This is a genomic window from Rossellomorea oryzaecorticis (assembly GCF_038405515.1).
Lineage (GTDB): Bacteria > Bacillota > Bacilli > Bacillales > Bacillaceae_B > Rossellomorea > Rossellomorea oryzaecorticis_A.
In genome coordinates, this window is sequence record NZ_JBBYAF010000009.1 from 40958 (window position 1) to 57602 (window position 16645).

Genomic DNA, 16645 nt, shown 5'->3' on the forward strand with positions numbered 1-16645 from the left:
AAAGGGACATCTGAATGCCCCATGTCCTGCTACACCTTCAAATCACGCTTTTTGTAATACCAAATAGTAACTACAGCGAGAACGATAATCATTCCAAAGGAGAGTCCCACAGACAGGGGCTCAAGTCCATCATCAAGCAAATTCTTCGCTTCAAAGTATTTAAAAGGAGTGAAGTACTTCATTCCTTCTATTTTTTCGCTCAAGTCGATGGCGAAGGATAGGATGAAAGTGATTAATAGAATGCTGGTTGCCACTACAGATGCTTTTCCGGGCCGCTTGGTCACAGCAGCGACTGCAGTTCCAATGACGATGAATAAAACTTGAAGGATCACCATTCCCAGCATGAGGCTGCCGATATCACCCGTAATGTCCTTCCCTTCGGCATAGTGTCCGACAATCGCAATTGAAGCTGCCCATGTAACCACGGTCAAGATCATCGCATTGGTCAATGCCGCCAGCATCTTCACCGCCACTACTTTCCTGCGGGTCACTGGTTTCACAAACAAAAATTCCACCGTTTTATCCCTTTCTTCTTTAGAAAGGATGGTGGCACCGAGCATCGCTGCATGGATCGTCGCAATGAGGATAACATAAAGGAACAAAAGGCCGTAGTATCCCACCGCAATTGACAAATCCAAGCCGCCGCCCCCCATGAAGGACTGCATCGCTTTCGGCATGCTCTCCATCAAGTCATTCATGGACTGGCCAGATGAGGTGAAAGCCCCGAATTCACTCATTCCTGCCCCAATCAGCGCCATCATTCCGATGCACCAAATGATCAATGATTTACGATGCGCTTTCAGTTCTCTCAAATACATATTCACGAATAACCCCTCCTTCTATACCGTATGAATGTCCTTTTTCTTATACACGAGGAAACTGACGATCAAACAAACGATGATGATAGCCGCTCCAACAACCAAGAATGACCATTCGTAGGCCTCTTCTTTCATCACATACGCATAATCAATGTACTTGAATGGCGAGAAATAACGGCCTGTTTCTTCCAGACCAGCAACCATGCCCATCACGAAGAATCCGAACACTACGCCAAGCGAAACGCTGACGACGGATTTTATTTTAGGAAAAAGAACCGCAAGCACCGTACCCAATGCAAACATAATCAAACTGATGACCAGGAGGCTCAGTGAAATTAATAGAAAAGCAGTCAAACTGAAATCCTCATTTGCCACTGCATTTGCAATGACCACTGCTGCTGACACATACACGATGTTAGTAAAAATAATGCTCGTTAAAGCCGCAAGCAATTTCGAAATTAACACCTTTGAACGTGTGACTGGTTTTGTGAAAAGAAAATCTGCGGTTTTCTCACGGATTTCCTTCGATGTTATGGATATCCCGAGTGTCATCGCCTGAATTGCCCCGCAAAGCGCAATATACATAAATGTATATGAGTAGTATCCATTGACAGATCCTATGGTCTCAACCTGCAGACCCAAAGCCTTTCGTACGCCTTCCGGAAAACCTTCGAGCGCTTTCCTGAATTCGTCGATCTCCTTTGCAATAGGCGGAAACATCGACATGAACAAGAGCGCGAGCCCGATAAGAGCAAGTGTCCACAAAAGTGTATTCTTACGGTATGCTTTCAATTCATACAAATACATATTCATGGAGGATCAGGCCTCCTTTTCGTAATAATGCATAAAGATTTCTTCAAGATCCGGTTCCTCGATCCAAAGATTTGAGATGTCGATCTCAGCGATTTTTTTCATGACCTCATTGATATCGCCCCTGAACAAGAAGCTGATGTGGTGTTCATGCACCTCTAGATTATTAACACCCGGCATGTCGAAATAACCTGCCTCTACTTCGTTCTTTACTTCTATTTTGAATTTTTTATGATTGTTTTCCTTTAGTGTACTGATTTTCTCCACCTGGACAATCTCACCTTCTTTAATGATCGCGACCCTGTCGCACATACGCTGTACCTCACTCAGGATATGTGATGAAAAAAGCACGGTCGCCCCCTTGCGATTCTCTTCTTTCAGGAGATCAAAGAATGTCTGCTGCATAAGCGGGTCGAGCCCTGAAGTCGGTTCATCAAGAATAATCAGCTTCGGCTCGTGAAGAAGACCCTGGATGATACCTACCTTCTTTTTATTCCCGAGGGAGAGGTCATCGATTTTCTTCGTCAGGTCTAAATCAAGCTTTTTAGCAAGCTCCTTAATTCTTCCGCTGCAGTCTTTTTTGTAAAAACTTGCCGAGTACTTTAGTAGGTCCATCACCTTCATGTTGTCATAATAGAACACTTCGGAAGGCAGATAGCCCACATCCTTTGCAATTTCAGGAGCATAATCGACGCAGTCTTTCCCAAAAATCTTCGCGCTCCCGCCTGTCGGTTGAATCAGGGAAAGAAGTGTGCGGATCGTCGTGGACTTTCCGGCTCCATTCGGTCCGATGAACCCGAAGATTTCCCCTTCTTCCACGTTGAAACTGATGTTGTTTATGCCTCTGGATGTTCCATATGTTTTTGTAAGACCATTAATTTCAATCACATTCATGTGTTTCCGCCTCCCCTTTTCTATTTATAAAATGATTTCTTTAGCAGTTCTGTATAGGAATCAAGCTCAGCGAGGACATCCTCTTTATAGATATCGGCGACCGACATCGATTTAGCCTTCGCCTGCTGCTGGTTCGCAAATCCTTCGAACGTCCAATATATGACTTGAATCGCCTTCCCCACATCGATGCCTTTGCGAAACTTCGACGCATCGATATTGCTGAATAACTTTGTAAAACTGCTGTCAGTCAGGGACTCCCTGATCTTCTCAACCTCTTCCTTCACTTCCACATCCTCTTCATGGAAGACGCTGTTCAGAAAGTTAATCAAATCCGGATACGTTGAAAACATCTCGAACTTGATGACCGACACCTGCCGTATGATTTCAAAAATGTCTCTCTCTTCCCAGTCCAGTCGAGCATAGATCTTCTCAGCGAACATCTCGGATAAATGCTCATACAGAGACAAATACAAATCCTTTTTACTCTTGAAATAATGAAATAAGATTCCCTTTGAAATGCCAGCTTCCTTTACAATCGCATTCGTCGATGCCCGCTTATAACCATTTTCAGCAAATACTTTCGTCGCTGCATTGATGATCCTGTCTTCCTTTTCTGCATCTATATTCAACGTCTTGAACAAAATAAAAGGATCCCTCCTTTTGTGGGACAAATTATTGACCAATGTGGTCAATTTCATTCTACTCCTATTTGACCACATTGGTCAATAGTGAATCTTATAAATATAAAGGCCCGTCCCAGGATGCGTTAACGCGTTAACGCATCCTGGGACGGGCCTTTGAATTAAGGGTCAGCCATTATTGACTATTTCGATCAATCGCTCGTTGTTTTCTGATGAAACGTTTTCTGATAGTCTTGCGCCCGCTATGATTGGCGCCCATTCGAGTATTTCCTCTTTGGACAGACCGCTTTTTTGGCAATAAAGCCGCAGGTACAATTCAGCGACTTCCGATGAAACCTGGGAGTAAAGCAGGTATGTGCGATAAACATCGGCACGGATATCTCCACTGCTGGAATCAATCCAGTCGATGATGGTCACATTGTCATCTGACATGATCAAGTTATTCAAATGAAAATCCCCGTGACAGAGTCTATTCTCGAATGCCATAGATTCTAGTTTTTTCATCAGAGCTTTCTTTTGTATTTGTGACAATTTTCCGGTGGATACAATTTGACGGATTAGTTTTTCTCTCATCGGTTCAATGGAATCGGCGGTCTTTGAATGGATCTTTAACTGAATATCGACAGACAAGCTCAAGTAATAGGCTGCTTTTCCATTCTCGCCCGCCGCGATTTCCCCAACTGTTTTACCCTTTACATATTCCATGATGATTGCCTGTTTGTCGCCTATTTTTGTGACGCTAATAATTTCAGGTACCGAAAGACCGCACGAATGGGCATACTTCTGTTTATTCGCTTCGTATTCAGACTCTCCATCAGGCAAGTAGTCTTTTAGAACTTTAATAATATTGTTTTCATGAAGGTAAATTACCGCTGTGTTGCCTGAAGCAATGGGGTTTCCTAGTTTCATATTGTTTACTCCTCTAATTTTCTGAAAGTCTTACTCTGCTTCATACTGTCTGCCGCTTTCGTTTGTGTTCATCTGAGTAGGTCACAACAATATTTCTATAAGTGACGTCCTAAAAGCAGGATAACAGAGGTCACGGTTGTTCATTCAACATTTATACTCCATCCGTAAAAATTCATATGTACCACCATTCGTTTTCTGCATAAACATATCTAACTCTATAAAACCCATCTTTTTGTATACCTTGATGGCCCTTTGATTGAACGTCGCGACGGATAACGTGATTTTTTGGGGCTTGTATCGAGATTTCACAAAGTCCATCCCAGCTTCCAGGAAGTCCAATCCCATGCCATTCCCGGTCAAATCAGGTCTCATTCCAAGCCCGATATCACAAGTTTCCGCAGCTGTTCTATTAACGCTATAATAACCTGCGATATCTTCCCCTATATAAACGGTGAACACCGAGTCACCTCGCAATTCGGGGTTCAAGAATTCAGCAAGGTCCTCTCTATCTGATTCCATGTCGTAAAAGGAATACTCCCCATCATAGTGCCATTTGTATGCAATTTCTTCCGCTTCCTGCTGTGTCATTTTTTCAAACCTGTATGTCACGGATATCTCCTCTAATCCTCTAATCATCACTAATTGAATCCAACAACTCCACCCGAACATCTCCGGGATTCTCAGGATTATTTTCCTTCTGATAAACCTCCAAATTCCAGCCCTGAATTGCACGTTTAAGCCCTTGTTCAGAAATCCACTGGTGCAATTCTTCGTAACTGCTTCTAATCCGGTCATTAGGACCGTGGTGGATAATAGCAGCGTATTTTTGAGAAGGAATATTCAAAGTCACCATACCTTCAGGGATATCTTCATACTCTTCTACCTGAACACCAATCCAATACCCATCCTCATCTGGAGTTGACTCTTCCACTACAAATGACCCGATCTGCTGTTCCAAGTCCAAAACATTCTTTATTTCACCGCTCCGCTCCTTCAGCAACCTGGCTGCTTTCGGAATTTCTTCGATATACTTTTCTCCTTCGCATAAGACCCTGAATCCGACTAACTTGATTTCGTTTAGGCTTTTTATCGTTTTTTGATTGATTGTTTCTTTAGACATACATGACCCTCTCCTTATATGTAGTTATAAGAACGTCTATATTTCAGACAGACACTGCTCAATACTCTTTTGAATTGAACCAAATTTAGAATCACCACTGATTTTCATATAAAAACTTTTCAAGAATGACTTACTGTTAAAGACCAAGAACCAATATTTTTCTTCATCAAGCTGTTTCTTCTGCGTTTCCAATTCAGTCGTTATGTCATTCACCAAACGTTCGATTTCTTGTACGTCCAACCCGTTGTTTAACATTTGTATGATTGGTGTTATCACTCTTTCGTCTTCATCATGAATATAGACGCTGTCTGTTACAAACATCACATTCCATAGCGGCTGAAGGATTAATGGGTATTGCTCGTAACTGATTTTAGGGTTTTTGACAAGCTCGTCAAAGGCATCTGCCACATGCGCAACGCTATGGGCCCAGCCTTTACCGGATACAAACCCTCTTAAATCCTTTTCATTACTAATATATAAGATCAATTGATCTTTCACTCTATCAATGCGCTTCTGTCCCAGGAAGTTGTCCTCGTTATCTCTATATAAAATGAGAGCGATTAATAGTGTAGTAAAGGCCCTTGTAAAAACGGTATCCGTTCCTTTTTCACCGATGCCCTTGAGTAGTAAGTCATCTAAACTTATATCCAACAGTTCAGTTAAAAGCTCAGATTCAAGTTGGTTATTCTCAATGATCAGGCGGAAAAAAGAAGTGTAAATCAACTTGTCTCTTAGTTCAGCATCGGGTGAACCGATATGGGTGATCATCGATTCCACTACTAGTATTCGATCTACATCATTCCATGCTTTGTCTCCGGAATTGATTTTGATTAAGATTCTCTTTAATTCGTTTTCATTTAAGACAGCTTTGTCCACTTGCAGTTTCATAGACTTTCTCCTTTTTCGTTATACTTCAATTTGCATCAAGATTTTGAATGATGGATGGCTTCATTTGCTTTATAAGCCTCTTCCTTAGGCACCAACACTTGGTATGTCGTGGCAAAGCCATACCCTCCGCCTTCACCCCCGCCTGAGCTGATCGATTTAGTTTTATAAGGGATGGCATTATTTTCAAACTTGCCTTTGATAGTGGAATATTCGGCTACATTCTGCGTTGAATAAACCATTTCCCATTTTACTAATAAGCGTTTGAGGATTTTTTTAAACACAGGATCCCTCCCCCCGAAAGTTGATGACTCATTGTTACTTATTATTGGTTAGATCATTTTCACTGTGTTCTTTTGAATCATCCAGATCTCAATACCAATTATTTCAAATATTGTGAATTTATTCAATGGATAATGCAATAAAAAAAGAAAGCTATCTCACTTCAGATAAGCTTCCTTTCGTTCGGTAATCAATCTATGATTCTAGCTCGCACTATATAATCCCGCTTTTCAGGACCTCTAACGAACTTAGAAAATAAAAACCTGATGAAAGCCGCCATGAGAAGCTTCAGAAATTCAAATTTTCACTAACTTAAGAAGCCTCCCTTTACTGCTCAGATCATCTATGCTGATCAATAAGAATCGGATTTCCATCCGGGTCTTCAATCATCAAACTTGCAGGTCCTTCACTTGTTACATCTGCTTCTGTCAAAAGGGTAATCCCTTTTTCCTTAAGCTCTTTCTGGAGGTCTCTGACATCCGTAAATGACTCCAGGTTCTCGGCATTTTGATTCCAGCCGGGGTTGAATGTAAGAATGTTCTTCTCGAACATCCCTTGGAATAAACCAATAATGTGATTGTCATTTTTTAAAATCAACCAGTTTTGGGAGATGTCACCCCCTAGAGTCTGAAACCCTATTTTTTCGTAAAATTCTTTCGATTTGTGGATGTCTTTTACGTTCAAATTTACAGAGAATGCTCCTAGATTCATTGTTCAGCCTCCTGTGAAAAAGAAATTTTTACCACAATTCCAGTGTACACCATTTACCTAATTTTGGGTCTGTGTTCCCGAAAAAAAGACCGCGGGACCTGTCTACGTGGCTTTAGCCTCTTTTTTCCTTTTAATAAACAAGATGACAAGCCTCAGCATACTATATTGGTGAACAAGCATTTCTCTTGATGGGAGGTGAGATGTATGATTAAAAGCCATAAAAAATCAGGCTGCAGTGTTTTTGACGTATTCCTTGGAGTGCTGACGGGATTGATTTGGTTCCTGCTTGCAGTATTGGGAGTAATCGCCGATGCTCTTATAGGAATTGGACTCGGTTCCCTTGCTAGTTTTGTGAGCATATTCTTTGGGGTAGTAGGATTTTTCGCAATTCTGCTATTCGGTTTTTGTCTCTTCCAAAGGGTATGGGACTGCTGTTTCGGAAGAAGATGCCGTAGTGGCAGCGGAGGCAGCAGCAGCGACACATACTAATGAGTCAGTAATTGGATAAAAAATCACTTTAGTCTGTAATTCGTCTGCCATTCATTAAGGTGCTATCTCTCACTGCATTAAGATAAAAAAGTGAGGGAATGGCGCCTTATATTTATTGATTGATTCTAAACAATCTTGTAATTTTTAATACATAGTTTTTGGATCTCTTTAAACACCAGGGAGGGAACATCCTGAATGGATGCTGCCCTTTAAAATTCTTTCTTATCTCCTAAACCGTCATCTTCCAGCTGGACAATGCGAGCCACTTCTCCATCTCATTGTAGTCAGGTATGATTTTTCCAACAAGCCGCCAGAAGGATCGATCATGATTCAGATGAACCATATGGCACATTTCATGTACGACTACATAGTCAATTACTTCACGCGGAGCCATAGCCAGCCTCCAATTAAAGGTCAGATGCCTTCTTGAGTCGCAGGTTCCCCATGTTGTTTTGCTGTCAGAAATACGGATGGAGCGCGGTTTCAATTTGAAATTATTTTGGTGAGTAGAAATACTCTTCTCTACTAATGCTTTACACTGCTGATAATAAAAACGTTTCAGAGCCTGTTGAATTTTTCCATCCTCAAGTTGTTTTACCTGAATTTGAAGTACTTCACCGTCGAACACCACATGATCTTGAGTAATCGCTGAATCTTGATGAAGTCGTATGGGATAGTTGTTTCCGAGATAAAGAAACGGTTCTCCTTGAGCATAAACCTTCTCTACGGGCCCCCTCAATCTATCTTTCTTTTCTTGTGATTTTTGCTGAATCACATCCCATTTATCCTCTATCAATTGGAAGACAGCTTCATCCGGCGTCCCTTTAGGAGCATGGACTCCAATCATTCCATAGTTGTCCAGATAGATACCGATTGATGTGCGGTTTTTGTATTTTATTTGAAAACTGAGAGTTTCGCCAGAATAAGTATGGTTCATGTCCTTCATGCTTCATCCCCTGTATTTTATCGCTAATCCTTTTAGGAAATTCCGCGCATAACGATCGCCGCACACCTTATAATTCTTATGTCCTTCTCTTCTTAAGAGAGCGCTTAATTCACCTTTTGTAATCCTGACTCCCGCTTTTTCCAAAGTCTCGATTATATCCTCACTGGTCAAGGAAAGTGCGATTTTCACTTTCTTCAAAAGAAGATTATTCACATGTTCGTAAGAGAGCGCCGGTCTTTCTGGCTGTCCCGGTTTCGTCTCCTGCTTCCCTCTCTTAAACGTAATGAATCCATTCAAAAATGATTCGAACATCTCATCATCACAGGGTATATGCTCTTCATCCTCAAGAATCTCCTCATCATGGCCTTCGACATCACCTGATTTCGTGAGCACTTTCATCACTTCTTCTTTTGAGAGATCTATACCGCCAAGTTTGAAGATTTCAACCATCTCTATGTTCTTTATATCCAAAGCATAACGCAATCGAATCAAAATATCGTTATTATCTAAATTCACTCTTAAACCTCCTAAAATTACCGACTGTCCTTCACTGCTTTAACGTACGCTGGGACGGGCCTTTAGCGCTTTAAATTTTTATCGCTTTAGTGTAGTCCGCAACGACACATGCCCATTTGGGAAGTATCCATTCTCATCAAGGCCATTGAGTTATTAGCTTACCACTTAGGGGAGAAGTTTTATAGTAGTAATTGAATAACTGGAAGTATAAAAAGGCTGAATCCCGATAAGAATTCAGCCTTTTTTATAGATTGTTGGTTGTCTTTTGATATCTTAAGGAACTAGAACTTCATCAATAACATGAATAACACCATTGGAAGCTTCGATATCCGCTTTAACAACATTTGCGTTATTGACTCGCACTGGATCAAGTGAGATATCTACTGTTTTCTCAGCAAGTGTTTCCGCCTTCATTCCATCTTTTAAATCACTGGACAGAACTTTACCAGATAAAACATGATATAGAAGGATTTGTTTTAGGTCTTCCCTTGCTAATAATTCCTCTGCTGTGATGCCAAGTTTCTTCAGAAGCTTCGCAAAAGCCGCATCTGTCGGAGCGAATACGGTATACGGGCCTTCCCCCTTCAACGTTTCAACCAGACCAGCTTTCTCAAGAGCTGCCGCAAGAGTTTTGAATTGTCCTGCTTCTACAGCGGTGTCAACAATATCCTTTTTACCTTGTGGAGCCTCTTGTGCAAGCACTCCAGTTGAAACTGACATGAACACCAGCATCAGCATCATTAAACTCAGCAAATATTTTTTCTTTTTCATTCATCATACCTCCTGATAAGTGACTGTAAACGATGGTAAGAGATTCGCTCCATCACTTCCTAAGCTGAACCTCATAATGTTTACTCAAGGAGTAGTATCCGTATAATGAACATTTTTATCCAAATATGCACAAAGATTTTTAAAAAAGGTCTAAAACAACTTATTCACCATTATGTTTTCATTCTATAGCATGATGTCCATGATGGTCGTAGTTGTATTGGATTGGAATATAGCGATGGTTCCAAAGATTGCCAGCACACCTTTTCCGATAAAAGACTATGTTATCGAAAAAAAGATTAATTTATTTGAAAGTTTCTAAAAGATGATTGGCCTTGGATCCCTTTTCAACAATTTTTGGGAGAGCAATGTTCACCACTCTTTCCTTTATATGTATCAACAAGAATATGTTAAGATAAAGAACACACTAATCAGATTAGGAGAATGGAAATGGAAAAGACGTTAGACCACATTGGCGTAGCCGTCAGGAACATTGAAGACACCATCCACTTCTACGAAAATGTACTTGGCGCCACCCTGATCGACCGGTACAGAAGTGATGCGAAGGGCGTGGAGAGCGAAATTGCCATCATGGACGTGGAGGGTGACAGGACAGAACTGCTTGCACCCACGAATAATGACACCTCACCGATTGCGCGGTTCATACGGCAAAAAGGGAAGGGTGTCCATCATATCGCGTACCGCGTCGATGACCTGGATGCTGCCTTAGAGGAGTTGGAGCAGCAAGGCATTCGTGTGTTAGAAGATAGTCTCCGCGTAAACAAGCATGGGAGAAGATTGATTTATTTGAATCCTGCTGATACGGAAGGGACGATTATTGAGTATTGTGATTATCCTGAACTGAAATGAAAAGAGGTAAAACAAGGAAAAGGGATGGGTTGTTTGTTTTGAAAACCATCCCTTTTCTTAAAGTTGGAGTTCTTCTTTGAAATGTCACCTCGCCTTTCAATTAGTCCCATCTTCCTTTTTCAAAATTGTCTCCACCATCAATTTCATAAAAGAACACGTCTGTAAACCTTCATCATCAAGCTCTTTCTGAATCCATTGAAGCTCATTGTTTAAGAGATTTGCGATGTAACTAGCAGCCATCTTGTGATGAGTCGGGGTCATCATTTCATAAATCTCCACAATTTCATTTTGTTGTTCCTGTGGCAAGTCCCTGTGAATGGTTTTCAATCCTAGAAGAGCCCGATTTCTTGCGTATCTCGACAACAGAATGGTCGTCAAATTCCTCATAGTATGCCGCAGCATTTCAGAAGCCCAGGTATGATTGCCTCTTTCTGCTGCTTTCTTATATTGAAATAGAAACCAAGCGGCATCCAGCACGCTGTCTTTGAAACCCTCTTTGGATATCGTCAGGTGTTGAGCAGCTTCATACTTTTTCATAAGATTTTCCGGATCATAAAGGACCTTAAAGAAATCCTTCTCTTGAATGGTCTTTTCCGTCACGGTAAACAGGTCGATGTGCAGCCAGTCTTCATAAATGGCAATGATTTGCGGAGCAATAATGAAAATGTCATCATAGAAGATCAACTTTTTATAAGCTTTAATATGATCCAGTCGTCTATGAAGGAACTCCTTCTCTTTCCCTTCTTCAACCAGACAATATAAATCGATATCAGAATACTCATCATGTTCATCCCTGCCCATAGACCCCTTTAAGAAAATACTCCTAACACTCGGATCTGCTTTTAAGCTGGCAGCCACTTTTTCTAATGCAATTTCCTGCCGCACGCTTTTCACCCCTTTTGAATAACAGATATTACGCCATTGTACCAATTTTTACATGTATTTCATAGAACAAAAGAATCATAGGAATGAGGCTCTTGTAAAACAGTACAAATTTTTATCTCTATTAAAGTTTTGCTATAGCAAAATGACAGAACCACAGATACACATTTACCAACAACTCAAAAAAGGCCACAGGACCTGTCCCCATGACCACTAAAAAAACAATTACTTTTATACCTCAAGCAGCTCCAACACCTTCTCAACCGATTCTACCGATTTGTCCAAAGCATCTTTCTCCTCGGGAGTAAGAGAGATTTCGATGACGCTCTCTATTCCGTTCCCTCCTAATACAGTCGGCACTCCAAGGTATACGTTATTGTACCCATATTCCCCTTCGAGATAGGCGATGGAGGGAATAATTCTTTTCTTATCCATCAAGATTGCCTCTGCCATTTGGACCATTGATGCTGCGGGGGCGTAGTATGCGCTCCCCTGACCGAGAAGATTGACGATCTCACCGCCGCCTTTGCGTGTCCTTTCTACTATGGCATCGATTCTGTCTTGTGGGAGGATTTTTTCGAGCGGGATCCCTCCTGCATAGGAATAGCGCACAAGCGGTACCATATCATCTCCGTGTCCTCCGAGGACGAAGCCGGTGACATCTTCTACGGATACGTTCAGCTCCTGTGCAACGAATGTATTGAAACGAGCCGTGTCGAGTACACCTGACTGTCCGATGACTCTATTCTTAGGAAATCCCGTAGTTTTGAAGCATACGTATGTCATCGCATCAACAGGGTTGCTCAGAACGATGATATAGCTTTTCGGAGCATACTTCTTCACGTTTTCTGAAACGTCTTTCATGATTTTTTCGTTAGATGCTACAAGATCGTCCCGGCTCATCCCAGGTTTTCGTGGCAGCCCTGCTGTGATGAGAACAAGATCTGCGTCCTGAATGTCTTCATAGTTTGACGTACCTGTAATTTTGGCATTAAACCGCTGTACAGGTCCCGCTTCTAGTATATCGAGGGCTTTTCCTTTGGTAGAGTTGGTTTGTGATGGGATATCGACGATCACGATATCTCCCAAGTCCTTTTGAGCGAGCATCAATGCAGCCGTCGTACCTGTGAAGCCCGCTCCGATCACTGCAATTTTTCTCCTTTTAAATGCCATGATGCTTTTCCTCCGTTCTCTCACCCTGAATCATGTGATTAAGGGGCTTTTGGTGGTTGATTTTCACTGGGGTCAGCAGCTTTTTTGGCCGTATTTTTTGCCTGTTGTGCTTCCGGCTTTTTCTTTGGAGCACGTTTGCCTTTAGGCTGGGGCTCCTTTGTTTCTATCTTGACTTCGGGTTTTTTCTTATCTTTAAATAGGACATTCCCTATCTCTTCATCCGGGTGGGGGATGACCAAGGCAGATACCAGCTCTCCCACACGTTTAGCTGCTTCTTTTCCGGCATCGACAGCTGCTTGAACAGCACTTACATCTCCCTGGACCAGCACTGTCACGAGGGCTGCATCCACTTTTTCCTGTTTGACCAATGTGACATCGGCAGATTTCAGCATCGCGTCCGCCGCTTCAATGGAACCGATAAGTCCCCTTGTTTCGATCAATCCCAGTGCTCTAGACATCATCCTTCACCTCTTTCTTTTTCCACATCGATCGAGTCGATTATTCCGATTATGAGAGCGTCGATGGGCAACTTAGGTTCAGTGGACATATTGGCAGCTGCACCTCCACGGGTAACCAGCACCTGATCCCCGACACCTGCTCCTATTCGGTCCACTGCAATGAAAGGATCTTCTTTGGAAGTTCCCTCCGGCAGTTCAGGTTTAACGACTAAGAATTTCAACCCTTTCAGATCATCTTCTTTCCTGGTTGCCCATACGTTGCCAATTACTTTCCCTAATTGCATGATGACTTCTCCCCTTTTTACTCAATTACGATAATGCGTTTCCCCAGTTCTCGTGCAGCATCACGTGCTAAAGGGGTGATGATTGTTTGTTTCGTCACTTGTACTTCCTCTTCTTTATGATCTTGAATATCTCTCTGTGTCAACAGCTGTTTTGATTTACCGTTTAATAAAGATGACTGTTTTTTCTCTTCATTCTTTTCACCCAGAAAAGAGTTCAACGCTTCAACCTTCACGCCAAATTTCAATAAGAGCTTTGTGTAAGAGTTCAATTGCTTGATATATTCTGAGTTCTGTTGATATTCATTGAACAAATGCTTGTTTAAATGCGTTTTTGGAATAATGGTGACGGGAACATATTCCAGGATGCAGCGGGACAGAAGTTCGCTTTCTGGTGTATCCCCTATTCCCAAAGCACCTTTTACGATTAAATCCTGAGGGGCGTCCAGGAACATAACTCTTTCAGCAGTATGCAATTCTGCTTGTTCCAAAGATTCACAGGAAATCAGGTTCCATCTGGACTCCATCCTTGATAGATGGTCGGGTTCCAGGCGGGATTTATCCCCTATCATCAGGAGATTTGCATTAGAGTGATTCTCCGGCTGGATTTCTGAAAGATTGAGTGTCTTTAAGACTTCGATGACGATTTGTTCAACCAGTTCGCGGTCAATCATGAAATCCCCTCGATTTTCACCAATTTACCAGCCTGATTTCCCGCTAGCAAACTTGCATTCGCTTCATCTGTATCAACATGCATTTCAAGCTTGTATCTGGAAGATACACGCACTAAGACTTTACCGAATGTAACCGGACGTTCGCCGCCGACTTTAATTTCCACATATTCTCCGTTTTCCACCCCGAAACCCTTGGCATCTTCGGGGGTCATATGAATATGCGTCTGGGCGATGATCAGACCCTCTTTCTTATAGAGACTCCCTTTGGGGCCAACGAGAGTAATGGGGGCAGAGCCAATAATGTCCCCGGACTCCCGCAATGGGGGCTTCACTCCCAGTTTAATAGAGTCCGTCCGGCTCACTTCCACTTGGGTCATATGACGCGCCGGACCAAGAATGCGCACTTTTTCAAGGCTCGCTCTTGGTCCGGCGATTGTTATTGTTTCGTTTGCTGCGAATTGACCAGGCTGAGATAAATCGGCTTTTTTTGTCAGTGTATATCCTTTTCCGAAAAGGGCTTCCAAGTCTGCTTGACTTACATGGCAATGCCGGGCTGAAACCGCCAACGGAACAGAGTTTTTCTTCTCTGTCCCAGCTGATAATCGGGACATGACTTCTTCCACAATTGTTTGAATGGCTTCATTATTCATTCTTCATGCTCCTAACTGTGATGCAGGTTTTAGACTTCTACCTCTAGCTTCGGAAGGATGTTTTCAAGTTCGTTGTGAGGACGTGGGATGACATGGACACTCATGATTTCTCCTACACGCTGTGCTGCTGCCGCCCCTGCATCAGTAGCTGCCTTGACTGCACCAACATCTCCTCGTACCAGAACCGTCACGATCCCGCCTCCTACGTGGACTTTCCCTACTAAATGCACATTCGCAGCCTTTACCATTGCGTCCGCTGCTTCAACTGATGCCACTAATCCTTTAGTCTCGATCATTCCTAATGCTGTTAATTCTCTGCTCATTTTTCATTCCTCCAATTAATTTAGTTGATATTTTTTAATCACACTATTCACCATTTCAGTAATCTTCTCGGGGCTTATCTCGTGCTTGTGCTCCGGTACCTGCTTCAATACTTGATTCACAATCTCTTCTACCTCTTGATTCCCTTTTTCGATTTTTTTCGGGAGATCAGAAGTAGAGGCTTTCGGGATTGAAGGACTCTTTATTCCGTAGGCCATTCTCTTAATATTGATTAAGTGGCGGGCAGAAACGTTATCGGATGTGATATTCCCTCCGAACGAGCCGCAGCCCAATGTCAGGGAAGGCTTCAAGCCTGTTGTCGCCCCTACCGCTCCGATGGATGACAGGGTATTGACCATGATCCGGGACACCGGCATTTCGAGGGCCATCTCCTTCGCTACACCGTCATCTGTTGTATGAAGCGAGAGACTGTGCCCCCTTCCGCCAAGATTCAGCAGCTTCATACAATAATCCTTGGCTTCCTGATAGCTTTCAGCCGTGTATAAAGCAAAAATCGGCGATAATTTTTCAATGGAGAACGGTATGTGTTTTCCGACCCTTGTCTCTTCTGCTATCAACACCCGTGTGTCGGAAGGAACCTTTATACCTGCCATGTCTGCTATCTTTACTGCATGCTGACCCACGATTCCTGGGTTTAATTTTCCGGGGGCAGGAGATATGATTTTTTCAAGTTCGAATTTCTCTTCTTCATTGAGGATGTATGCCCCATTATTCCTCAGTTCACGCATCACCATTTGCTGAATATTCCTGTCGACGACAATTGCCTGCTCAGTTGCGCAGATTGTACCGTTATCAAAGGATTTGCTGTCGACGATCATAGAGACAGCTTCGTTGACCTTCGCTGACTTCTCGATATAAACCGGGACGTTCCCCGGACCGACACCGTAAGCCGGTTTCCCCGAACTGTATGCCGCACGGACAAGGCCGCCTCCCCCAGTTGCGAGGATGACATCGATATCTCGATGTTTGATTAGCTCATTTGTCGCAGCCATGGATGGTTTCGAAATCCATCCCACCAACCCATCAGGTGCGCCTGCTTTAACGGCGGCATCGCTGCATATTTTCAATGCTTCCACTGTACAGTTCACTGCCCGTGGATGAGGGCTGACGACGATCGCATTTCTCGTCTTCAAGGAAATCAGTGTTTTAAAAATAGCCGTCGACGTAGGATTGGTCGTCGGGATGATGCCTGCCACCACTCCGAACGGATAGGCGATTTCCGTCACTTTATTGACCCGGTCCTCTCCGATGATGCCGACGGTTTTTTCATCCTTTATCGATTCATAGACGTCTTTGGATCCGACTTCATTTTTGATTTTTTTATGTTCTACAAGCCCCATCCCGGTTTCTTCCACTGCCATCCTGGCAAGCTCTAGTGATTTCCCATAAGCGGCCTCTGCCACATTCTTCACAATTTCATCGACTTGTTCCTGGCTGTAGGACAAGTACTCTGCCTGGGCTTCCTTTGCCCGTTTGACAGCGTTCCTCATTTCCTGAATGGACTGGAGATCGTTATCAAATTGCAC

General features: G+C 42.8%; 24 protein-coding genes. 3 read left to right on the plus strand and 21 right to left on the minus strand.

Going from position 1 to position 16645, the window contains the following annotated elements:
• Positions 1–29: 29 nt before the first annotated feature.
• The 10 genes from AAEO50_RS06500 to AAEO50_RS06545 form a co-directional block, all read right to left on the minus strand.
• Positions 30–818, minus strand: a complete 789-nt coding sequence (locus AAEO50_RS06500) for an ABC transporter permease subunit (protein WP_341981827.1) — start codon at positions 816–818, stop codon at positions 30–32.
• A gap of 21 nt (positions 819–839) precedes the next feature.
• Positions 840–1631: an ABC transporter permease subunit gene (locus tag AAEO50_RS06505; RefSeq protein WP_341981697.1), complete on the minus strand. Its 792-nt coding sequence runs from the start codon at positions 1629–1631 to the stop codon at positions 840–842.
• A 6-nt stretch (positions 1632–1637) separates the two neighbouring features.
• Complete coding sequence (locus tag AAEO50_RS06510) at positions 1638–2522, minus strand: ABC transporter ATP-binding protein (protein ID WP_341981699.1); 885 nt, start codon at positions 2520–2522, stop codon at positions 1638–1640.
• A gap of 20 nt (positions 2523–2542) precedes the next feature.
• A complete protein-coding gene (locus AAEO50_RS06515; RefSeq protein ID WP_341981701.1) occupies positions 2543–3163 on the minus strand; it encodes a TetR/AcrR family transcriptional regulator in 621 nt (206 codons plus the stop codon).
• Positions 3164–3331: 168 nt separating this feature from the next.
• Complete coding sequence (locus AAEO50_RS06520; RefSeq protein WP_341981704.1) at positions 3332–4072, minus strand: aminoglycoside phosphotransferase family protein; 741 nt, start codon at positions 4070–4072, stop codon at positions 3332–3334.
• 144 nt (positions 4073–4216) lie between these two features.
• A complete protein-coding gene (locus AAEO50_RS06525) occupies positions 4217–4708 on the minus strand; it encodes a GNAT family N-acetyltransferase (RefSeq protein ID WP_341981706.1) in 492 nt (163 codons plus the stop codon).
• Positions 4701–5192 (minus strand): GyrI-like domain-containing protein, encoded by a 492-nt coding sequence (locus tag AAEO50_RS06530; protein ID WP_341981708.1) that lies wholly within the window; start codon positions 5190–5192, stop codon positions 4701–4703. Before AAEO50_RS06530 ends, AAEO50_RS06525 begins: the two co-directional genes overlap by 8 nt.
• A 36-nt stretch (positions 5193–5228) precedes the next feature.
• Complete coding sequence (locus AAEO50_RS06535) at positions 5229–6080, minus strand: DUF2785 domain-containing protein (RefSeq protein WP_341981710.1); 852 nt, start codon at positions 6078–6080, stop codon at positions 5229–5231.
• A 35-nt stretch (positions 6081–6115) separates the two neighbouring features.
• The gene (locus tag AAEO50_RS06540) at positions 6116–6361 is read right to left on the minus strand and encodes a hypothetical protein (protein ID WP_341981712.1); all 246 of its coding nucleotides are present in this window, start codon (positions 6359–6361) and stop codon (positions 6116–6118) included.
• Between the two features lie 337 nt (positions 6362–6698).
• On the minus strand, positions 6699–7070 hold the full coding sequence (locus AAEO50_RS06545; protein WP_341981714.1) for a VOC family protein: 372 nt from the start codon (positions 7068–7070) through the stop codon (positions 6699–6701).
• A gap of 204 nt (positions 7071–7274) precedes the next feature.
• Here AAEO50_RS06545 and AAEO50_RS06550 point away from each other — a divergent pair, with 204 nt between their 5' ends.
• Positions 7275–7559, plus strand: a complete 285-nt coding sequence (locus AAEO50_RS06550) for an ABC transporter (RefSeq protein WP_341981716.1) — start codon at positions 7275–7277, stop codon at positions 7557–7559.
• A gap of 229 nt (positions 7560–7788) precedes the next feature.
• On the opposite strand, the gene AAEO50_RS06555 is transcribed toward AAEO50_RS06550, so the two are convergent.
• The 3 genes from AAEO50_RS06555 to AAEO50_RS06565 form a co-directional block, all read right to left on the minus strand.
• On the minus strand, positions 7789–8496 hold the full coding sequence (locus AAEO50_RS06555; RefSeq protein WP_341981829.1) for a SprT family zinc-dependent metalloprotease: 708 nt from the start codon (positions 8494–8496) through the stop codon (positions 7789–7791).
• A 12-nt stretch (positions 8497–8508) separates the two neighbouring features.
• A complete protein-coding gene (locus AAEO50_RS06560; RefSeq protein ID WP_341981718.1) occupies positions 8509–9021 on the minus strand; it encodes a DUF1456 family protein in 513 nt (170 codons plus the stop codon).
• Between the two features lie 273 nt (positions 9022–9294).
• A complete protein-coding gene (locus AAEO50_RS06565) occupies positions 9295–9792 on the minus strand; it encodes a fasciclin domain-containing protein (protein WP_341981720.1) in 498 nt (165 codons plus the stop codon).
• A 172-nt stretch (positions 9793–9964) separates the two neighbouring features.
• On the opposite strand from AAEO50_RS06565, the gene AAEO50_RS06570 reads away from it, so the two are divergent.
• Positions 9965–10111 (plus strand): hypothetical protein, encoded by a 147-nt coding sequence (locus AAEO50_RS06570; RefSeq protein ID WP_341981722.1) that lies wholly within the window; start codon positions 9965–9967, stop codon positions 10109–10111.
• A 128-nt stretch (positions 10112–10239) separates the two neighbouring features.
• On the plus strand, positions 10240–10659 hold the full coding sequence (gene mce, locus AAEO50_RS06575; RefSeq protein WP_341981724.1) for a methylmalonyl-CoA epimerase: 420 nt from the start codon (positions 10240–10242) through the stop codon (positions 10657–10659).
• Between the two features lie 96 nt (positions 10660–10755).
• Here the strand turns inward: mce and AAEO50_RS06580 are convergent, their stop codons facing one another.
• The 8 genes from AAEO50_RS06580 to AAEO50_RS06615 all read right to left on the minus strand — a co-directional run bounded on the left by AAEO50_RS06580 (position 10756) and on the right by AAEO50_RS06615 (position 16645).
• Positions 10756–11544 carry a nucleotidyltransferase domain-containing protein gene (locus AAEO50_RS06580; RefSeq protein ID WP_341981727.1) on the minus strand — a complete coding sequence of 263 codons (789 nt, stop codon included), beginning with the start codon at positions 11542–11544 and terminating at the stop codon, positions 10756–10758.
• Between the two features lie 228 nt (positions 11545–11772).
• Complete coding sequence (gene mdh, locus AAEO50_RS06585; RefSeq protein WP_341981728.1) at positions 11773–12714, minus strand: malate dehydrogenase; 942 nt, start codon at positions 12712–12714, stop codon at positions 11773–11775.
• A 38-nt stretch (positions 12715–12752) separates the two neighbouring features.
• Entirely contained in the window at positions 12753–13172 is a 420-nt protein-coding gene (locus tag AAEO50_RS06590) for a BMC domain-containing protein (protein ID WP_341981730.1), read from the minus strand.
• Entirely contained in the window at positions 13172–13456 is a 285-nt protein-coding gene (locus AAEO50_RS06595; protein ID WP_341981733.1) for a EutN/CcmL family microcompartment protein, read from the minus strand. Before AAEO50_RS06595 ends, AAEO50_RS06590 begins: the two co-directional genes overlap by 1 nt.
• A gap of 17 nt (positions 13457–13473) precedes the next feature.
• Positions 13474–14127 carry a hypothetical protein gene (locus AAEO50_RS06600; protein WP_341981735.1) on the minus strand — a complete coding sequence of 218 codons (654 nt, stop codon included), beginning with the start codon at positions 14125–14127 and terminating at the stop codon, positions 13474–13476.
• On the minus strand, positions 14124–14777 hold the full coding sequence (gene pduL, locus AAEO50_RS06605) for a phosphate propanoyltransferase (protein ID WP_341981737.1): 654 nt from the start codon (positions 14775–14777) through the stop codon (positions 14124–14126). The genes AAEO50_RS06600 and pduL overlap by 4 nt, the downstream gene beginning before the upstream one ends.
• 29 nt (positions 14778–14806) lie before the next feature.
• A complete protein-coding gene (locus AAEO50_RS06610) occupies positions 14807–15100 on the minus strand; it encodes a BMC domain-containing protein (RefSeq protein ID WP_071617466.1) in 294 nt (97 codons plus the stop codon).
• A gap of 15 nt (positions 15101–15115) precedes the next feature.
• Positions 15116–16645: an acetaldehyde dehydrogenase (acetylating) gene (locus AAEO50_RS06615; protein ID WP_341981741.1), complete on the minus strand. Its 1530-nt coding sequence runs from the start codon at positions 16643–16645 to the stop codon at positions 15116–15118.